General features: G+C 70.7%; 17 protein-coding genes, 2 tRNA genes and 1 pseudogene. 13 read left to right on the top strand and 7 right to left on the bottom strand.

The annotated features are described in order from the left end of the window. Positions 1-270: 270 nt before the first annotated feature. The 12 genes from BLT97_RS25825 to BLT97_RS38025 all read left to right on the top strand — a co-directional run bounded on the left by BLT97_RS25825 (position 271) and on the right by BLT97_RS38025 (position 11,391). On the top strand, positions 271-1,065 hold the full coding sequence (locus BLT97_RS25825; RefSeq protein ID WP_093614255.1) for a hypothetical protein: 795 nt from the start codon (positions 271-273) through the stop codon (positions 1,063-1,065). 169 nt (positions 1,066-1,234) lie between these two features. Next, positions 1,235-1,999, top strand: a complete 765-nt coding sequence (locus BLT97_RS25830) for a YcnI family copper-binding membrane protein (protein WP_093614470.1) — start codon at positions 1,235-1,237, stop codon at positions 1,997-1,999. Positions 2,000-2,020: 21 nt separating this feature from the next. Next, complete coding sequence (locus BLT97_RS25835; RefSeq protein WP_093614257.1) at positions 2,021-2,683, top strand: SCO family protein; 663 nt, start codon at positions 2,021-2,023, stop codon at positions 2,681-2,683. Continuing rightward, positions 2,680-3,174, top strand: a complete 495-nt coding sequence (locus BLT97_RS25840; RefSeq protein ID WP_093614259.1) for a copper chaperone PCu(A)C — start codon at positions 2,680-2,682, stop codon at positions 3,172-3,174. Before BLT97_RS25835 ends, BLT97_RS25840 begins: the two co-directional genes overlap by 4 nt. Before the next feature lie 17 nt (positions 3,175-3,191). Then, entirely contained in the window at positions 3,192-5,210 is a 2,019-nt protein-coding gene (locus BLT97_RS25845; RefSeq protein WP_093614261.1) for a copper resistance CopC/CopD family protein, read from the top strand. Positions 5,211-5,216: 6 nt separating this feature from the next. Further along, positions 5,217-6,482, top strand: a complete 1,266-nt coding sequence (gene efeB, locus BLT97_RS25850; RefSeq protein ID WP_093614263.1) for an iron uptake transporter deferrochelatase/peroxidase subunit — start codon at positions 5,217-5,219, stop codon at positions 6,480-6,482. Between the two features lie 113 nt (positions 6,483-6,595). Next, a complete protein-coding gene (pheA, locus tag BLT97_RS25855) occupies positions 6,596-7,531 on the top strand; it encodes a prephenate dehydratase (protein ID WP_093614265.1) in 936 nt (311 codons plus the stop codon). A gap of 612 nt (positions 7,532-8,143) precedes the next feature. Then, entirely contained in the window at positions 8,144-9,421 is a 1,278-nt protein-coding gene (serS, locus tag BLT97_RS25860) for a serine--tRNA ligase (RefSeq protein ID WP_093614267.1), read from the top strand. Continuing rightward, positions 9,418-10,248, top strand: a complete 831-nt coding sequence (locus tag BLT97_RS25865) for an HAD family hydrolase (protein ID WP_245769546.1) — start codon at positions 9,418-9,420, stop codon at positions 10,246-10,248. Before serS ends, BLT97_RS25865 begins: the two co-directional genes overlap by 4 nt. Before the next feature lie 121 nt (positions 10,249-10,369). Next, entirely contained in the window at positions 10,370-10,723 is a 354-nt protein-coding gene (locus BLT97_RS25870) for a DUF488 domain-containing protein (RefSeq protein ID WP_093614271.1), read from the top strand. A 467-nt stretch (positions 10,724-11,190) separates the two neighbouring features. Continuing rightward, positions 11,191-11,278 (top strand) — tRNA-Ser (locus BLT97_RS25875). A 21-nt stretch (positions 11,279-11,299) separates the two neighbouring features. Continuing rightward, positions 11,300-11,391, top strand: a tRNA-Ser gene (locus BLT97_RS38025). Between the two features lie 16 nt (positions 11,392-11,407). Here BLT97_RS38025 and BLT97_RS25880 read toward each other — a convergent pair. The 7 genes from BLT97_RS25880 to BLT97_RS25910 form a co-directional block, all read right to left on the bottom strand. Further along, the gene (locus tag BLT97_RS25880) at positions 11,408-12,070 is read right to left on the bottom strand and encodes a rhomboid-like protein (RefSeq protein WP_093614273.1); all 663 of its coding nucleotides are present in this window, start codon (positions 12,068-12,070) and stop codon (positions 11,408-11,410) included. Between the two features lie 67 nt (positions 12,071-12,137). Beyond that, entirely contained in the window at positions 12,138-12,788 is a 651-nt protein-coding gene (locus tag BLT97_RS25885; RefSeq protein WP_281251155.1) for an NADPH-dependent F420 reductase, read from the bottom strand. 79 nt (positions 12,789-12,867) lie between these two features. Continuing rightward, the gene (locus tag BLT97_RS25890) at positions 12,868-13,587 is read right to left on the bottom strand and encodes an ABC transporter permease (protein WP_093614277.1); all 720 of its coding nucleotides are present in this window, start codon (positions 13,585-13,587) and stop codon (positions 12,868-12,870) included. Positions 13,588-13,603: 16 nt separating this feature from the next. Further along, a complete protein-coding gene (locus BLT97_RS25895; protein ID WP_093614279.1) occupies positions 13,604-14,515 on the bottom strand; it encodes an ABC transporter ATP-binding protein in 912 nt (303 codons plus the stop codon). Positions 14,516-14,557: 42 nt separating this feature from the next. Next, positions 14,558-15,451 (bottom strand): ABC transporter permease subunit, encoded by an 894-nt coding sequence (locus BLT97_RS25900; protein ID WP_093614281.1) that lies wholly within the window; start codon positions 15,449-15,451, stop codon positions 14,558-14,560. Beyond that, positions 15,448-16,407, bottom strand: a complete 960-nt coding sequence (locus BLT97_RS25905; protein WP_093614283.1) for an ABC transporter ATP-binding protein — start codon at positions 16,405-16,407, stop codon at positions 15,448-15,450. The genes BLT97_RS25900 and BLT97_RS25905 overlap by 4 nt, the downstream gene beginning before the upstream one ends. Before the next feature lie 120 nt (positions 16,408-16,527). Continuing rightward, positions 16,528-17,376, bottom strand: coding sequence for a hypothetical protein (locus BLT97_RS25910; RefSeq protein ID WP_143041390.1), 849 nt, complete (start codon positions 17,374-17,376; stop codon positions 16,528-16,530). 236 nt (positions 17,377-17,612) lie between these two features. Here BLT97_RS25910 and BLT97_RS25915 point away from each other — a divergent pair. Next, a pseudogene (locus BLT97_RS25915) lies at positions 17,613-18,481 on the top strand (M24 family metallopeptidase). Positions 18,482-18,499 lie beyond the last annotated feature (18 nt).

Below are 18,499 nucleotides of genomic sequence, written 5' to 3' on the forward strand. Positions count from 1 at the left end.
CAGGCCTCCTGGCTGCGGCTCGACATACGAGTACGTATTGCCGCCTACGGCCGTGCGCAATCGCGCAGTTGACGTGATGCCGCCCATACGGCGGATGTGCCGCGTACGACGCCGGGTGTAAGGGAATCACCCGCCGTGGGCCGGCACCGCGCAGTGCCGCGGGCCGGCGCCCGCGGAACGCCGTGGGCCCGCGCCCGCAGAATGCCGCGTTCCGGACCTTGCGGACCTGCCGTACGGACGGGATAAGCCCAGTGCGATGATGAGCCGGTCATGACTGCCCCCCACCCGCGCGCCCGGCGGACTCGTAGCGAGTTCCGGCTGTTGAGGGCCGTGGCGTTCGCCACGGTCTGTGTCGCGCTGTCCGCGGGCGGTCACATCCTCGCCTCCCATGGCGCCGTGCCCGTGTGGTCGCTCGGGCTCGGGTTCCTCCTGACGCTCGCGGTGGCCGTGCCGCTCGCGGGGCGTCCGCGCTCCTCGGCGGCGCTCGCCGGGGCGCTGGCCGTGGGGCAGCTGGGCCTGCACTCGCTGTTCGGGCACGGCCAGACGGTGGCGGCGCAGCACATGGCCGACCACACCGCGATGGAGCAGGCCAAGGGTCTGCTGTGCGGGGCCGGGGCCGTGGTCACCAGCCCCCACCAGGCGTACGGGATCCTCGCGGACGCGGGCCTGGCCCCGCCGACCTCGGGCGGGCACGCCCACCACATGCCGGACGGCATGGCGCAGGGTGCGGGTCTGCTGCCCGATCTGCCGATGCTGCTCGGCCACCTGCTGGCCGCGCTCGTCCTCGGCTGGCTGCTCCGCCGCGGCGATCTCGCGCTGAACCGCGTCATCGAGCTCTCGGTGCTGTCGGCGCACGGGGTCGCGGAGGGGGCGCTCGTACGGTCCCTGCGCGCCGCCCTGTCGTTCGTACGGGCCCTGCAGAGCGGTCTGTCCGCCGCGCCCGGAGCCCTCGCGGGCGCCTGGGGCACGCTGCCGGACGCGCCCGCGAAGCCCCGTACGACCGCACTCGCGCACACCGTGGTCCGGCGCGGGCCGCCCGCGGACGGGTTCGCACTCGCCGCCTGACGCGGCACCTCCTCGGAGCGCTTCACAGGGAGCCTCACGGAAACCGGAAGGTGTCGCGCGGCGTTCACGCGCGGCCGCACGAGGCCCGCGCGTCTCCCGACACCTTTCACCACTGCCGAGTGGAGTTTCTGCCATGTCTTCCATGCGTTCCATGCGTTCCATGCGTTCCATGACCGCTTCCCGTGTCTCCCGTGTCTCCCGTCTGGTGACCGCATCCGCCGTCGCCGCCGGTTCCGTCGTCCTGCTCTCCGGTACGGCCTTCGCGCACGTCTCCGTGCAGCCGCAGGGTGAGGCCGCCAAGGGCTCGTACGCCACCGTCAACTTCAAGGTCCCGAACGAGTCGGACACCGCCTCCACCGTGAAGCTGGAGGTCAACTTCCCGACCGACCAGCCGCTCGCGTCCGTGATGCCGCAGCCGGTGCCGGGCTGGGACGTGAAGGTCACCAAGTCCAAGCTGGACAAGCCGCTCGAGGTGCACGGCAACAAGATCGACGAGGCCGTCTCGAAGGTCACCTGGACCGCGGACGACAAGGGCATCGAGCCCGGCACCTTCCAGCAGTTCCCGGTCTCGCTCGGCCAGCTGCCCGAGGACGCCGACCAGATGGTGTTCAAGGCGCTCCAGACCTACAGCGACAAGGAAGTCGTGCGCTGGATCGAGGAGCCGGTCGAGGGCGGCGAGGAGCCGGAGAAGCCGGCGCCCGTCCTCAAGCTCTCCGCCGCGGCCGATGACCACCACGGCGGCGGTGCCGACGCCGACAAGGCCTCGTCGAGCACCGACGACAAGGGCGGCGACGCCGAGCAGAGCACCGCCTCCGCCGACTCCAGCGACGGCACCGCCCGCGTCCTCGGTGTCGTGGGCATCCTGGTCGGTGCCGCCGGTGTCGCCTTCGGTGTCCTGGCCGGCCGCCGTCGGACCAGCCCGAGCTCCAACTGACCCCCTTTGGGACCATTCACCATGCGCACCAAGCACCTTGCCGCCGTCGCCCTGCTCGCCGCCGCCACGTTCACCGTGACGGCGTGCGGCAGCGGTGACGGCGGCGACGCCCCCGCCGCCGTGTCCGAGCAGACCGAGGACAAGGCGGCCACCGTCATCGACCAGCCCTTCGAGAAGCCGGACATGGTCCTCACGGACACCGACGGCAAGAAGTTCGACCTGCGCGAGCAGACCAAGGGCAAGCCGACGCTCCTGTACTTCGGCTACACGCACTGCCCGGACGTCTGCCCGCTCACCATGAGCAATCTCGCGGTCGCCAAGAAGGAGCTGGAGAAGAAGCTCTCCAAGGCCGAGCTCGCCGAGCTCAAGGTCATCATGGTCTCCACCGACCCGGACCGGGACACCCCCGAGCACCTGGGCAAGTGGATGAAGGCCCAGGACCCGTCCTTCATCGGTCTGACCGGTGACTTCCCGACCGTGCAGGCCAGCGCCCGCACCCTCGGCATCACCATCGAGGCGCCGGTCAAGGAGAAGGACGGCTCGATCACCTCGACGCACGGCAAGCAGGTCATCGCGTTCTCGCCGAAGACCGACGCGGGCTATGTCATCTACAACGGCGAGGAAGCCACCGCGGACGACTACGCCAAGGACCTCCCGAAGATCATGAAGGGGGCCAAGCCGTGACGGTCCGAGGCACACGACGCCGTACCGCCCTCGTCTGCGCCATAGCCGCCGGTGCGGCCCTGACGCTGGCGGGCTGCTCCGGTGACGGCGACACCAAGGCGTCCGCCCGGCAGGGCGACGGGAAGCCGCAGTTGAGCGTGGTCGACGGGTACATCCCGAAGCCCGCACTGAAGGACATGGCAGGCGGGTTCCTGACCATCGTCAACAAGGGCGGCGCGGACAAGCTCGTCTCGATGAGCAGCCCGCTCGCCGAGGAGACGATGGGGCACCGCACCGTCGGCCAGAAGATGCAGCACGTGAAGTCCTTCGACATCCCGGCGAACGGCGAGCTCGACTTCGAGCGCGGCGGCAACCACCTGATGTTCATGGACCTCAAGGAGCTGCCGGAGGTCGGCGACAAGGTCGAGGTGGAGCTGCGCTTCGAGAAGTCGGCCCCGATCACGGCCGAACTCGAGGTCAAGGAAGCCACGTACAACCCGAAGAACAGCTGAGAAGGGGACCGCAAGCCATGCTGCCCACCGCCCCTCGCCTGCGTACGAGCGCGATCCGCAGTCCGTTCGTGCAGTTCCTGCTGCTGTTCGTGGCCGTCGCCGGGTCTCTGCTCGCCGGTGCCGCGCCCGCTTCGGCGCACGCGGCGCTGACCGGGACCGATCCCGGGCAGGGGTCGGTGGTGCAGCAGGCCCCCGGGAAAGTCACGCTGCACTTCTCCGAGAAGGTCGCGATGTCGGCCGACTCGGTGCGCGTCCTCGACCCCAAGGGCAAGCGGGTCGACAAGGGCGAGATCAAGGACGTCAGCAGCGGCAAGACGGCCTCGTACGAGAAGGCCCTGGTCGCAGGGCTGCCCGACGGCACGTTCACCGTGGCCTGGAAGGCGGTCTCCACCGACAGCCACCCGGTCTCGGGCGCCTTCAGCTTCTCGATCGGCGCGCCCTCCGACACCACCGTGCAGCTCTCGAACCAGGAAGCCGGCGGCGGCGCGGTCGGTGTCCTCTATGGGCTCGCGCGCTATGTCTCGTACGCGGCCTTCGTCCTGGTCGTGGGCGGCGCCGCCTTCGTGCTCGTCTGCTGGCCGAAGGGCGCAACGGCCCGTCCGCTCCAGCGGCTTGTGGCGTACGGCTGGGTCGCGCTGACCGCGGCCACGCTCGCGCTGCTGCTCCTGCGCGGCCCGTACCAGGACTCCGGCAAGCTCTCCGACGTGTTCGACCTGGGCGGGATCGGCGCGGTCCTGGAGACCAAGACCGGTGCCGCCCTCGTCTCGCGGCTGCTGCTGCTCGCGGCGGCGGCGCTGTTCATCGCGGTGCTCTTCGGGGCGTACGCGAAGCGCGAGGACGCGAAGGAGAAGCGGGACCTCACCTTCGGTCTGGGTATCGGCGGCACCGTGGTCGCGGCGGGTATCGCCTCGACCTGGGCGCTGGCCGAGCACGCGTCCAGCGGGATCCAGACCGGTGTCGCGATGCCCGTGGACGTGCTGCACCTGCTGGCCGTGGCGGCCTGGCTGGGCGGTCTGACGGCGCTGCTCGTGGCGCTGTTCAAGGTGCCGTCCTTCGAGGCCGCGGCCGCGCGCCGGTTCTCCTCGCTGGCCTTCTGGTCGGTGGTCGTGCTGGCCGCGACCGGCATCTACCAGTCGTGGCGGCAGGTCGGCTCGTGGTCGGCGCTGACCGGCACCTCGTACGGGCAGCTCCTCATCGTCAAGATCGGCCTGATCGCGCTGCTGCTCGGGATCGGCTGGATCTCGCGCAAGTGGACCGCGCGGCTCGCGGAGCTGCCCGCGGCGGGTGCCGCGAAGGTCGGCGAGCAGCGGACCAAGGTGGCGGCCGCGGCGGGGGGTGGAGCCTCCGGTTCGGCGGGTGCATCCGGCACGACGGGCTCCTCCGGCTCGACGGCCTCCTCCGGTGCGGCGGGTGCCTCCGGCTCGGCGCGCTCTGCCGACGGCTCGGGCAAGGCGCCGAAGAACCCCAAGCGGGCCGCCCAGCTCGCCCGGCAGCAGGCCGCGGTCGCGGCGGCCCGCGAGAAGCAGTTGCGGGACGCGGATCCGGGCCGTGCGGGACTGCGGCGCTCGGTGCTCGCCGAGGCGGGAGTCGCGGTGGTGCTGCTCGCGGTGACCACGGTGCTCACCTCGACGGAGCCGGGACGGACCGTGGAGCAGGCGGAGCAGTCCGGCGCCTCCGCGGGCGCCGGCGTGAACCAGCCGCTCGACCTCACCCTGCCCTTCGACACCAAGGGCGAGGACGGCAAGGGCAAGGTCCGGATCGACCTGACCCCGGGCCGTACGGGCTCCAACGAGCTGCACGTGTGGGCCACGCGCCCCAACGGCAAGCCCTTCGACCTCCCCGAGGTCCAGGTGGCCTTCACCCTGGAGTCCAAGGACATCGGCCCGCTGCCGGTCACCCCCGACCGCATCGTGACGGGACACTGGTCCTCGACCGGGGTGCAGATCCCGATGGGCGGCGAGTGGGAGCTCGCGGTGACGGTGCGGACCTCGGACATCGACCAGGTGACCGTGCGCAAGAACGTGAAGATCGGCTGATCGACCATGCAGGACAGCAAGGACCGTACGGAGACGGCTGAGCGGGCCTCCGTGGACGGCATCTCGCGGCGGCGGCTGCTCGGGACCGCGGGCGCCGTCGGCGCGGGCGGGCTCGTGCTCGGGGCGGCGGGCGGTGCGGCCGGCTACGCCGCCGCCTCGCCGGACGCACCGGCCGCGCTCAGCACCGTGGGCTCCACCGAGGTCGCGTGGGGCGGCGCCCACCAGCCGGGCATCCTCCAGCCGTTGCAGGCCAGGGGCCACCTGATCGCCTTCGACCTCGCGCCGGGCGCCGGCCGCAAGGAGGCGGCGGCGCTCCTCAAGCGCTGGTCCGCGACCGCGCGGCGGCTCATGAAGGGCGGCGGCTCCGACGCCGCCGTGGCCCGGGACGCGGGTCCGTCCTCTCTGACCGTCACCTTCGGTTTCGGCCGCACCTTCTTCTCCCGTACGGGTCTGGAGAAGCAGCGGCCGGGCGCGCTCGATCCGCTGCCGCCGTTCTCCTCGGACCAGGTGGACCCGCGGCGGTCCGAGGGCGACCTGTGGGTGCAGATCGGCGCGGACGACGCGCTGGTCGCCTTCGACGCGCTGCGCGCGGTGCAGAAGGACGCCGGGCAGGCGGCGAAGGTGCGCTGGCAGATGAACGGCTTCAACCGTTCGCCGGGCGCCACCGCCGAGCCGATGACGGCACGGAACCTGATGGGCCAGGTGGACGGCACGAACAACCCGAAGCCGTCGGAGCCCGACTTCGACCGGCGGATCTTCGTGCCGGACTCGGGGGCCGATCCGGCGTGGATGGCCGGGGGTTCGTACGCGGTCGTGCGGCGCATCCGGATGCTGCTCGACGACTGGGACAAGCTCGCGCTCGACGCGCAGGAGAAGGTGATCGGCCGCCGCAAGTCGGACGGCGCACCGCTGACGGGCGGTACGGAGACCACGGAGCCCGAGCTCGACAAGGTGGGCGCGGACGGCAAGGTGGTCATCCCGCTCGACGCCCATGCGCGCATCTCGCGACCGGACCAGAACGGCGGGGCGGCGATGCTGCGGCGCCCGTTCTCGTACCACGACGGGATCGCCGCGGACGGGACGCCGGACGCGGGCCTGCTCTTCATCTGCTGGCAGGCCGATCCACTGCGCGGCTTCATCCCGGTGCAGCGCAAGCTGGACCGCGGGGACGCGCTGTCGGCGTTCATCCGGCACGAGTCGAGCGGCCTGTACGCGGTGCCGGGCGGGCCGGGCGAGGGCGAGTACGTGGGGCAGCGGCTGCTCGAAGGGTGAGGGCCGCACGACGGCCCCTGGAAAGGGGCGCTTCTCGAAGGGGACGGCTCCCCGAAGGGTGACGGCCGCCCATCGGGGCGCACATGCTCCGTCCGGCCCATTAGGGTGACGGTATGTCGGCGACCCGTTACACGTACCTCGGCCCGGAAGGCACCTTCACGGAGGCCGCCCTGCGCACGCTCCCGGAGGCCGCGACCCGCGAGCTCGTGCCCATGGTCTCGGTGCCGGCCGCGCTGGACGCCGTACGGAACGGGGAAGCCGCCGCCGCGCTCGTCCCGATCGAGAACTCGGTGGAGGGCGGCGTCACCGCCACCCTCGACGAACTCGCCACCGGCGAACCGCTGATGATCTACCGCGAGGTGCTGCTCCCGATCGCCTTCGCACTCCTTGTGCGTCCCGGCACGAAGCTCAGCGACATCAAGACCGTCACCGGCCACCCCGTCGCCCAGCCCCAGGTGCGCAACTGGCTGCGCGCGCACCTGCCGGACGCGCTGTGGGAGTCGGCCGCGTCCAACGCGGACGGGGCGCGGCTCGTGCAGGAGGGCCGCTTCGACGCGGCCTTCGCGGGCGAGTTCGCCGCCGCCACGTACGGGCTCGAAGCGCTGGTCACCGACATCCACGACGCCGAGAACGCCGAGACGCGCTTCGTGCTGGTCGGCCGCCCGGCCCGGCCCGCCGCCCCGACGGGCGCGGACAAGACCTCCGTCGTGATCTGGCTGGGCGACGACCACCCGGGCGCGCTGCTCGAACTGCTCCAGGAGTTCGCGGTCCGCGGGGTCAACCTGATGCTGATCCAGTCCCGCCCGACCGGCGCCGGCATCGGCAACTACTGCTTCGCCGTGGACGCCGAGGGCCATATCTCGGACCGCCGCGTCGGCGAGGCCCTCATGGGCCTCAAGCGCATCTCCCCGAAGGTCCGTTTCCTCGGCTCGTATCCGAGGGCGGGCGTCTCGCCGGCGGAGGTCCGCGCGCTGCGCCCCGGCACCACGGACGCCGATTTCGTCTCGGCCTCCGACTGGCTGACGCGCGCCCAGGACGGGCGGGCGTAGCAGCGCCCGCGCGCCCGGCGGCAGCGCATTTCCCCAGGCCGTCCACCAGGCCGTCGACCAGGCCGTCAACGCATTCCCCTATCCCTCTCGATAGGGGCAATTCCGGCATCCCGCTTTGACTCAAACCCCTTGTGACAGGCGGCAGTTGAGAGCGGGTTGTCCACAGCGGTGCACAGCTCCACAGAGTTATCCACAGGCCTTCTCCATGATCTGTGGATTTCGGAAGCCGGCGTTCGGCATCGGTGGACGGCGCCTCAGGATTCCCGGTTCAAACCTCTCGTACACCCACTTTCGAGTGGATTCGAATCCCTGCAACGTGTTGATCAATGGAAACAGGTTGACGAAGGGTGACATGCCCACCTGTGGACAGAAGTGCCCGCGAGAAAGCCATTTGTCGACTGTGTCGTAGTTCGTTGTCGACTTGTCCCCAGGTCGAGATGGACCCCTGTGGAAAACTTCTGTGGACAGAGACAATCCGCAGGTAGGACCGGGACCGTGCGGGGACGGACCGCGGTGGACCGGAGCGCTGCCGGAGAGCTGCTACGGGCCGGGACACCGAGGGCGCTCCATACCGTTCGAAGGGAGCCCCTCCGCACCGGTAGCCTGGATCCCGTGATTGACCTTCGCCTGCTCCGTGAGGACCCCGACCGTGTCCGCGCTTCCCAGCGCGCCCGTGGTGAGGATGTCGCGCTCGTCGACTCCCTCATCTCCGCCGACGAGCGGCGCAGGTCGTCCGGCGTCCGCTTCGACGAACTGCGCGCCGAGCAGAAGGCCATCGGCAAGCTCGTCTCCAAGGCCTCGCCCGAGGAGCGCGAGGAGCTCCTGAAGAAGACCAAGGAGCTCGCGGCCGCCGTGAAGGCCGCCGACGCCGAGCAGGACAAGGCGAAGGCCGAGACCGAGGAGCTGCTCCAGCGCCTGGGCAACCTCGTCCACCCCGGTGTCCCGGTCGGCGGCGAGGAGGACTTCGTCACCCTGGAGACGCACGGCACCATCCGCGACTTCGAGGAGGAGGGCTTCAAGCCCAAGGACCACCTCGAGCTCGGCCACATCCTCGGCGCGATCGACGTCGAGCGCGGCGCCAAGGTCTCCGGTTCGCGCTTCTACTTCCTCACCGGTGTGGGCGCACTGCTCGAACTCGCGCTGGTGAACGCGGCGATGGCGCAGGCCACGGCCGCCGGCTTCACGCCGATGCTCGTCCCCGCGCTGGTCCGCCCGCAGTCGATGGCCGGCACCGGCTTCCTCGGCCAGGCCGCCGACGACGTGTACCACCTCGACAAGGACGACCTGTACCTGGTCGGCACCTCCGAGGTCGCGCTCGCCGCGTACCACATGGACGAGATCATCGAGGCGGACCGCCTCCCGCTGCGCTACGCGGGCTTCTCGCCCTGCTTCCGCCGCGAGGCCGGTTCGCACGGCAAGGACACCCGGGGCATCTTCCGCGTCCACCAGTTCGACAAGGTCGAGATGTTCTCGTACGTCGACCCGGCGGACTCGCAGGCCGAGCACCAGCGTCTGCTGGAGTGGGAGAAGCAGTGGCTGGACTCGCTGGAGCTGCCGTACCGCGTCATCGACGTCGCCACCGGTGACCTCGGCTCCTCCGCGGCCCGCAAGTTCGACTGCGAGGCGTGGATCCCCACCCAGGGCAAGTACCGCGAGCTGACCTCGACCTCGGACTGCACCGAGTTCCAGTCGCGCCGCCTGTCGATCCGGATGCGCGACGGCAAGCAGGTCAAGCCGCTCGCGACGCTGAACGGCACGCTGTGCGCCGTCCCGCGCACCATCGTGGCGATCCTCGAGAACCACCAGCAGGCCGACGGCTCGGTCCGCGTCCCCGAGGTGCTCCGCCCGTACCTGGGCGGCCGTGAGGTCCTGGAGCCGATCGCCAAGTGAGCGCACCTACCGGCGGGTCCGTGGGGGGCTTCCCGTACAAGCTGGTCGCGACCGATCTGGACGGCACGCTGCTGCGGGAGGACCACACGGTCTCGCAGCGCACCAGGGACGCGCTCGCGGCGGCCACCGAGGCCGGTGCGGCGCACATCGTCGTCACCGGCCGTGCGGTGCCCTGGACCCGGCACATCCTCGACGACCTCGGCTACGAGGGGCTCGCGGTGTGCGGACAGGGTGCGCAGGTCTACCACGCGGGTGAGCACCGGCTGCTCACCTCCGTCACGCTCGACCGCCAGCTGGCCGGTCTCGCCCTCGCCAAGATCGAGGCCGAGGTCGGCCCGCTGTCGCTGGCCGCGAGCCGCGACGGCGTGGACGGGGACGTGCTGATCGGCCCCGGCTACCAGGCCCAGGAGGGCCCGCTGCCGTACGTGCCGATCAAGGACGCCTCGGAGCTGTGGTCGGCGCCGCTCAACAAGGTGTACGTGCAGCACCCCGAGCTGACGGACGACGAGCTGTGGGCCGTGGCGCACCGCGTCGCGGGCGAGCTGGTCGGGGTCACGATGGCCGGCGCGGGCATCGTCGAACTGCTGCCGCTGGGCCTGTCGAAGGCCACGGGCCTCTCCCTGGCGGCGCGCCGGCTGGGCCGCAAGGCGGCGGACACGATCGCGTTCGGCGACATGCCCAACGACATCCCGATGTTCGGCTGGGCGGCCCACGGCGTCGCGATGGCCAACGCACACGAGGAGCTCAAGGCGGTGGCCGACGAGCTGACGCTCTCCAACGAGGAGGACGGCATCGCGGTCGTCCTGGAGCGGTTGCTCGGGGCGTGAGCGCGGGGGCGCCGGTCTGCTCCGGGGGCTTCTGACCGGCGGCTCCGGGCGCCTCTGCCCGAGGGCTCGGGCCGTGGACGGCCGTCCGGCGGTCGCGTCCGACCGGTCGTAGGCTCGGCGCATGAGCACCCTTCGCGGCCGCAGGATCTACGAGGCCCCCTCACCGTCGGACGGCAAGCGGGTCCTGGTGGACCGGCTGTGGCCGCGCGGCCTGTCGAAGGACGCGGCGCACATCGACGTATGGCCCAAGAGCCTGACCCCGTCGGCGGAGCTGCGGAAGTGGTACCACGCACAGGGACCGGACGCCTTCGAGGAGTTCTCGAGCCGATACGAGGCCGAACTGGCGGCCCCGGAAGCCGCCGCCGCCCTCGACGAGCTGCGCAAGCTGGTGGCCGCGGGCCCGGTGACACTCCTGACGGCCTCGAAGGACGTCGAGCACAGCCATGTGGCGGTGCTGCTGCGGGTGCTGGGCTGAACGCCCGGTATCGGGGAGCAGCTCCGGGGACCGAGAAGGACCGGGCCGACTGACCCTCGCCGCGGGAGTGCGGTGCCGGGGCGGCTAGGAGCGCCGGGCTTGCTGACCCCTTGCCACGCGTGCGCGGTGCAGGGGTCCCGGGAGGGCCGGACTGGCCCTCGCCACCGGGTGCGGTGCGGAGGTCCGAGGGGACGGAACCCCCTGGCCTGTACGTACGGCGGTCCGGAAAATCAGTGGCGGGCCGGCCCACCCCGACGGCACAGTAGAGGTGTCCGCACGCGCCCGTTCCGGGGCGCCCGCCCGCTGGGAGAGGAGCACGACGATGTCCATCTCGAGCTCGTCGAGCTCCCGACAGGGCAGTTCACAGCACCCGGCTCCGGAGTAGTTCACCGCACTCCGTCGCAGCCGCCCTGTGAGCAGCCCGGGGCGGCTTTCTCGTGCGCGATGCCGCACGGGCCGCCCCTCCCGGAGGATTGGCCGAGTGGTAAGGCAGCGGCTTGCTAAGCCGTCGTCGGGGCCGAAAACCCCGCGCGCGTTCGATCCGCGCATCCTCCGCGCCGTACGAAACGAGCACCGGGAAGAGCCGGCCGAAAGCCGGCGCCGGCCGCACTCTCGAAAAGTGTCGGGGCAGGGGACTGCCCGTGTGGGTTCGACCCCCACCTCTTCCGCACCCAGCGCGCCTGCCTACCTCCGGTACTCCGGATGCCGCGCCCGCCCCCGCGTCAGCGGCCAGAAAGCGAAGCCGATGGTGAGGGCGATGGCGTGGCCCAGGTCGGTGAACGTGGCGTCCGCGGCCAGCGGGATCGCGAAGAACGCGATGACCGCCACCGCGTAGGCGAACTTCCAGCGGCCGGGGAGCAGGTACGTCAGGATGCCCGCCGAGGCCGCGAGGCCGTACGAGACGCCGATGTCGACCACATGGATCAGATGGCGCGGGGCGTCATGGTGCTGGATCCGGTACAGGACCGCCTTCTGGCTGATGAGCGTCGCCGCGATGTGCGCCGTGGCCACCACGATCAGCCAGCGCAGCGTGCCGAGCGCCCGCTCCACCCGTGCGTGGATCAGCTCGAAGAGGACCACGTACAGGGGGAGCGAGCTCGGGTTCTCGATCCAGAAGGCGCTGAGGAGCAGGGCACGGACGGGGCGTTCGTTCAGCTGCACCAGGTTGCTGCTGTTGCGGTGCAGCAGATACGTCTCGTACGGGTCCGTGGCGAAGACGATCACCAGGCTGGTGCAGAAGATGATCAGCAGCCAGACGTGCGTGCCGGGGGCGGAGCGCACCCAGCTCCGCACCGGTCGGGACGGCTCGGGCGAGCGCTCCGGGGCGGGGGCCGGCTGCTCGGTCACCCCTTGATCATCACCCGGGCCGCGGGAGCCTGCGCGACGGGAGCGACGAGGAGCGGCCCACGGTGCGTCAGGGTGCCTGCGGGGTGACCAGCCGGAAGTTGAACGTGTAGTTCTGCAGTGCGTCCCCCACCGCCATGAAGAGCAGCGCGAAGTGCTCCTGGCCGCGGGCCGTGGTGATGCCGCCCAGGTCGAGCTGGTCCGCCCGGTCCCAGCCCAGGTCTTCGAGGAAGGCGCCGACCACGGCCTTCGCGGCGGCGTCCTCGCCCGACAGGAAGATCGTGGTCGGGGTGCCGAAGGTCTTCAGGGGCTGGGCCATCGCCTCGTTGTCGATGGTGCAGAGCGACTTCACCACGCGGGTGCCGGGCAGCGCGGCCTGGAGCTTCTCGCCGAGGCTGGAGTTCGGGTGGGCGAGCCCGAGCTCGGCGGTGAGGTCCACGCCGATGTCGAGCAGGACCTTCCCGTCGAGCTCGGCGGCGAGCGCGGTGAGCGTGGGCAGGGAGGCGTTGCTGGTCAGAGCGTTGACGACCAGGTCGCTCCCGGCGATCGCCGCCGCGTGGCTGACCGCCGGGTGCCCGAGGTCGGCGCGGGTGTCGGGGGTGCGTGAGCCGAAGACGACCTCGTGTCCCGCCGCTGCCGCTCCGGCGGCGATCGCCTTGCCCACATGGCCTGTTCCGAGGATTCCGATGCGCATGGCTGCGACGTTACGAGGGGGCCGCACCCGGGTGGATCAGGCAACGGGAGGAGCCCGGGACCGACACAAGTCGTAGGTCCCGGGCTCCTGTTGACGCGCGGTCGGCCTAGTCCTCGCCGGCCAGCGTCAGCGTGCGCAGCTTCTGGCCCGCGTACCAGGTGGCCCCGGCCGTGACCGCCGCGAGCAGCACGACCGCGACCGGCAGGCCCACGTCGGACTTCACCAGGTCGCTGCCCGCGACCTTCTCGGCGAGGGCCAGGGACCACTGCTGGACGGACAGGGTGCGCGCGCCGGCCACCAGCGAGCCGAAGAGCGCCTCCCAGACCAGGGCGTAGACCAGCCCGAAGACCACCGCGTGCTTGGTGACCGTGCCGAGGAGGAGGAAGAGGGCCGCGTACGCGATCGAGGCGACGAGGGCCGCGACGGTGTAGGCGACCGCCACCTGCTGTCCGTTGCCGTTGAGGATCATGCCCGCGATGAACGTGGGGATGGCCGAGAAGGCCATGGTCACGCCGATCGCCACGATGAGCTTGGTGGTGATGATCGTGGGCCGCTTGACCGGCTTGGACAGGAGATAGACCACGGAACCGTCGTCGATCTCGGGCCCGATGGCACCCGTACCGGCGATGACGCCGATCAGCGGGACCATCGTGGCGAGCGCGAACCCGCCGAGCACATCCGCGGCGACCTGGTCGTCGGCGCCGGTGAGGGCCCGTACCGCCACCGAGATGGCGATGAGCAGCACGGGCAGCAGGAACAGGATCAGCGCGCGGCGGCGGCCGAGGAGGGCCCGGTAGGTGAGACGGGCGACTGTGGGGTCGTACATGAGGTCGTCGCTCCCTTCAGGCCGTGACGAGGTAGGAGAAGACCGATTCCAGGGACTCGTCCGAGGGCGAGACCGTCAGGAGCCGGATGCCCTGGTCGCGGGCGACCCGCGGCAGGAGCTCGGTGAAGCGGCCGAAGTCGACGGCCTGGATGAGCAACGCGCCCTCGGTGAGGTCGACTTCGATGCCCGCGGTGGACGGGTCCGCGATCAGCGCGGCCGCCAGCCTGCGGTCGTCGCTGGAGCGGACGGTGTAGCGGTGCGGGCGGTCGGTCATGAGGCGCCGGATCCGGCGGAAGTCGCCGCTGGCCGCATGCCGTCCGGCCACGATCACCTCGATGTGCGAGGCGAGCTGCTCCACCTCTTCGAGGATGTGCGAGGAGAACAGGACCGTACGGCCCTCCGCGCCCATGCGCCGCAGCAGCTCCATGAGGTGCATGCGCTGGCGCGGGTCCATGCCGTTGAAGGGCTCGTCGAGCAGCAGCACCGACGGGTCGTGGACCAGAGCGGAGGCCATCTTCACGCGCTGGCGCATGCCCTTGGAGTACGTGCCGATCTTGCGGTCCTGCGCATACTCCATCTCGACCGTGGCGAGGGCGAGTTCGGCGGCCTTCTTGCCCAGGCCGTGCAACTCGGCGTTGGCGACGACGAATTCACGGCCGGTGAGGAAGTCGTACATCGCCTCGCGCTCGGGGACGAGGCCGATCTCCTTGTAGATCTGCTCGTTCTTCCAGATCGGCCGCCCGTCGAGCGTGACCGAGCCGGTGGAGGGGGCGAGGAAGCCGCCCATCATGTTGATCAGGGTGGACTTGCCGGCGCCGTTCGGGCCGAGCAGGCCGGTGACGCCCGGGCCGATGGTCATCGTGACGTCGTTGACGGCGACGACATTGCCGAACCAGCGGCTGACGTGGTCGATTTCGATGGTGGCCATGGTTCTAGAGCCCGGCCTTTCCGTGGTCGATGCCGGTCATGGTCACAGCCCCGCCTTCCGGTAGCGGCGCATCAGGGCTCCGTACGAGCCGGCGATCAGCGCGAGGACGACCAGGAGGTAGACGAGGCCGAGGCCGGCGCCGGGGCCGTGGGCGCCCGGGAAGGAGGAGCCCGCACCGAGGAAGGCGGTCTGCACGCCGTCGATCAGGGTGATCGGCGAGAACAGGCCGAGCCATTCGACCGCGCCCGTCGAGCCCTGCGCGTCCGCGATGGCCTGGACGGTGGAGACCGCTCCGAACGAGATGGTCAGGACGGCGATCACGGCGGCGACACCGAAACCGCGGCGCGGGGTCAGCGCGGCCATCACCAGGCCGATGCCCGCGAAGAGCAGCGAGAGCAGAAGCACGGAGACCATCCCCTGGGCGAATCCCTTGGTCTGGGTCGTGAAGTCCATCTTGGCGAGCAGCGAGCCCACGTAGAGGACGATCACCGGCGCCCCGGTCAGGATGAACAGGGCCGTGGCCATGGCGGCGAACTTGGCCACCACATAGTCCACGCGCTCGATGGGGCGCGAGAAGTACAGCGGCACCGTCTTGAAGCGCAGGTCGCGCGAGACGGACTGAGGTGCCTGGGCCGCGAGGTAGAGACCGATGATCGCCTGCGTGACGATCGCGTACCGCGTGTACTCGATGGGCAGCTTGGTCGCGTTGGTGGCCACGGCCACCGCGACGATGATCGCGGCGGGCACGCACATCACGGCGAACAGGATCATCGGCGTGACCTTGGACTTCGCGCTGCGGCCGAGGCCGTACGCGCCGCGCAGGGACTGCGAGTAGAGCGAGCGGCGGGCGTACGCGCGGCCGAGGCGCTGGCCGTCGTACTTGCGGTAGCCGATGTTGTGGATCTGGGTCTGGGCCGTGCTGTTCGGGGTGCTCATCGGGCCGTTACCTCCTCGGGCGCGGGCTCGTCCTTGAACACCTCGGAGATGTGGTGCCTGCGCTGTTCCATCCGGACGAGGCCGAGGCCGAGCTCGGCGACGGTGTCGCGGACGAGGTCGTACGTCTCCTCGCCGGTCGCTTCGAGCAGCAGGATGTGGCCGGCGCCGGGCAGGCCCTCCTCGGTGGTGGCCTGGAGCGTGACCCCGCGGGCGGCGAGCGCTTCGCGTACCGCCCGGGTGCCGTCCGGGTGCGCGTCGGTGTCGGTGACCTCGACCGCGAGGGTGGCCATGGTCTGGGTGAAGTCGCTGGTGGAGCTGGAGCGGAGCAGCTTGCCGCCGTCGATCACGACGACGTGGTCGCAGGTGCGCTCCAGCTCGCCGAGCAGGTGGCTCGTCACGAGCACCGAGATGCCGAAGTCCGTGTGCACACGGCGGATCAGGCCCAGCATCTCGTCGCGGCCGACCGGGTCGAGGCCGTTGGTCGGCTCGTCGAGGAAGACCAAGTCCGGGTCGTGCACGAGCGCCTGGGCCAGCTTGACCCGCTGCTTCATGCCGGTCGAATAGCCGCCGATGGGGCGGTAGCGCTCCTCGTAGAGGCCTACGTGGCGGAGGGTGTCGGCCGTGCGCTCGCGCGCGGCGGCCGGCGGCAGCCCCGACATCCGGGCCATGTGGACGACGAACTCGGTGGCCGAGACGTCCGGCGGCAGGCAGTCGTGCTCGGGCATGTACCCGACCCGCTCGCGGATCTCGCCCCCCTTGGTCGCGACGTCCAGACCGAGCACTTCGGCACGGCCCTCGGAAGCGGGGGACAGACCAAGAAGAATCTTGATCAACGTGGACTTGCCGGCTCCGTTGGCACCGACGAGTCCGGTCACACCCGGGCCGATGTCCATGGAGAGCCGGTCAAGAGCGGTCACCCTGGGGAACCGCTTGCTCAGGCTTTCGGTCGCGATCACAGTCACATTCCGAAGGTAGTGGCGCGCGTCACCTCCGGCGTCAGACCTGGTTCCTGTCTGCGTCTCCGTCTTTGGGCGTACGGGCCCGTAGGGGTACGACTTGAGGCGGGGGCTGCGGGGTCAGTGGACGTCGATCTCCCAGTGGGGGGCTTCGATGCCGAGGAACGCGTTGAACTCCGCCATCGGCACGGTCTGCCCCGGACCCGGTGCCTCGATGCCGAACTCCTCGTCGAAGCGGCTGAGATCCGCGCGGTAGCCCTCCGAGGACTGCCGCACGATGTACGGCTTGCCGCGCAGCGCGATGTACGCGGTCTGCGCGGCGTTGCCTTCGCTGTCCGCGTTGGTCTGCACGACCGGGAGCACCGGCATGCCGTCGATCTCGGTCGGCGTGCCCTTCTCGTACCGGGTCCCGGGTCCGGGCTCGGTGTTCTCCCAGGAGAAGACATCCAGCTCGCAGGGGTAGACGAGGCGCTGGTACAGCATGATGTCCGGCTGGTCGTCGGCGACGAACCTGCCCGCGTACCGCTCGGCCGCCTGCTCGCCCTTGCTGCCGTGCTCGTTCTTCAGGGCGGCGGCGTCCAAGCGCATGTACACCACCGGGCTGTTGCCTGTCGTGGTGAACCGGACGTCCGTCTTTCCGTACGTCCCGAAGTCGTAGCGGAGCGCACAGCCGGTCCGCAGATCCGCCTCCGAGGTGATCAACGGGCTGTCCTTGCCCGGCTGGACGGTCGGCGTGTAGACCCGTCTGACCGACTGGATCCCGGCCATCACTTCGCGGCTGCGTCGGATCGCCTCGTCGGCGGTCAGCTTCTCGACGCCGTTGGGCGCCCCGGCAGGCTTGTCGGCCTGGGCTTCCACCGCCTTCTTCCCGCCGGCACCCGCCGCCTGCGCACCGCATCCCACGAGGGCGAACACGCCGGCGACGGTGAGAGCGAGGATCCGGCGGCTACCGCGCGTACAAGGGCTCATAGGCGGAATTTATCCGCGCCTTACGCATGCGGTGACGGCCACTCGTCCCGAACCGGACAGGCCCAACTTCCCGTATCCGCAAGGTTTTCCACAGGCTGCGCACGCCCCTTGACGCAGCCGTCAGGCATTGTCACATTCATCAGTGTCAAGTTACGGATGGGGGTACCCCCTGCTCGAGCGCAGTCGAGAGCTTGGGGGAGTAGAGCACGCATGACCGGACGGACAGGGCGGGTGGCATGAGCTCAGGGGTCGGAGTCGACGCGCGGCTGCGGGGGTTCAGGCAGGTGCAGGCGCTCGCGTACGAGTGCGCCGAGGCCGTGGCCGCGCAGCTCACCCCCGGGGTGACCGAGCGTGAGGCCGCGCGGATGCAGCGGGTGTGGCTGCGCGAGCGCGGGGTGCGGGACTGGTTCCATCTGCCGTTCGCCTGGTTCGGGGACCGTACGGCCTTCGTGGGGTTCAAGGTCCCGTTGCAGTTCTTCCCGACCAACCGGGTCCTGGAGGAGGGGATGCCGTACATCCTCGACATGGCTCCGGTCTTCAACGGCCATACGGCGGACATCGGTTACTCGGGCTGCCTGGGGCCGAACCCGCTGCACGACAAGCTGCTCGACGACCTGGAGGCGCACCGCGAGCTGATCCTCGCCGAGGTGCGCGAGCGGCGGCCGCTGCGGGAGATCTACGAGGACGTGGAGCGTCTGATGCAGCGGCAGGGCTATGCGAACCGGCACCGCGCGTACCCCTTCGGCGTGATCGCGCACAAGGTGGACCGGGTCAAGGAGCGGCGGTTCAACCCGACGGTGTTCGGGTTCGGCACGCAGTCCCTGAAGGGGCTCGCGAGCGACGCCCTGCACGGGCACCGGGACGGCTGGTCCCCGCTGTGGTCCCCGTACCGGTTCTCCGACCATCCGCCGCAGCCGGGCCTGTGGGCGGTGGAGCCGCATCTCGGCTTCCGGGGACGGGCGCGAAGTTCGAGGAGCTGCTGGTGGTGACGGACTCGAAGGACCCGGCGGAGAGCGCGTTCTGGCTGGACGACGAGCTGCCGCATGTACGGCGCTGGGCGGCGAGGGCGGCTGGGACGGCAAGGGCGAAGGCGGTACGGGTGTGAGTGGCGGGCGCCGGGAGG

Source organism: Streptomyces indicus (assembly GCF_900100315.1).
Classification (GTDB): Bacteria; Actinomycetota; Actinomycetes; order Streptomycetales; family Streptomycetaceae; genus Streptomyces; species Streptomyces indicus.

What these genes read in the sequence shown, in the direction of transcription:
- BLT97_RS25825 (WP_093614255.1), top strand. Translation starts at nt 271, where the DNA reads ATGACTGCCCCCCACCCGCGCGCCCGGCGGACTCGTAGCGAGTTCCGG.
- BLT97_RS25830 (WP_093614470.1), top strand. Translation starts at nt 1,235, where the DNA reads ATGACCGCTTCCCGTGTCTCCCGTGTCTCCCGTCTGGTGACCGCATCC.
- BLT97_RS25835 (WP_093614257.1), top strand. Translation starts at nt 2,021, where the DNA reads ATGCGCACCAAGCACCTTGCCGCCGTCGCCCTGCTCGCCGCCGCCACG.
- BLT97_RS25845 (WP_093614261.1), top strand. Translation starts at nt 3,192, where the DNA reads ATGCTGCCCACCGCCCCTCGCCTGCGTACGAGCGCGATCCGCAGTCCG.
- efeB (WP_093614263.1), top strand. Translation starts at nt 5,217, where the DNA reads ATGCAGGACAGCAAGGACCGTACGGAGACGGCTGAGCGGGCCTCCGTG.
- pheA (WP_093614265.1), top strand. Translation starts at nt 6,596, where the DNA reads ATGTCGGCGACCCGTTACACGTACCTCGGCCCGGAAGGCACCTTCACG.
- BLT97_RS25870 (WP_093614271.1), top strand. Translation starts at nt 10,370, where the DNA reads ATGAGCACCCTTCGCGGCCGCAGGATCTACGAGGCCCCCTCACCGTCG.
- BLT97_RS25890 (WP_093614277.1), bottom strand. Translation starts at nt 13,587, where the DNA reads ATGTACGACCCCACAGTCGCCCGTCTCACCTACCGGGCCCTCCTCGGC.
- BLT97_RS25895 (WP_093614279.1), bottom strand. Translation starts at nt 14,515, where the DNA reads ATGGCCACCATCGAAATCGACCACGTCAGCCGCTGGTTCGGCAATGTC.
- BLT97_RS25900 (WP_093614281.1), bottom strand. Translation starts at nt 15,451, where the DNA reads ATGAGCACCCCGAACAGCACGGCCCAGACCCAGATCCACAACATCGGC.
- BLT97_RS25910 (WP_143041390.1), bottom strand. Translation starts at nt 17,376, where the DNA reads ATGAGCCCTTGTACGCGCGGTAGCCGCCGGATCCTCGCTCTCACCGTC.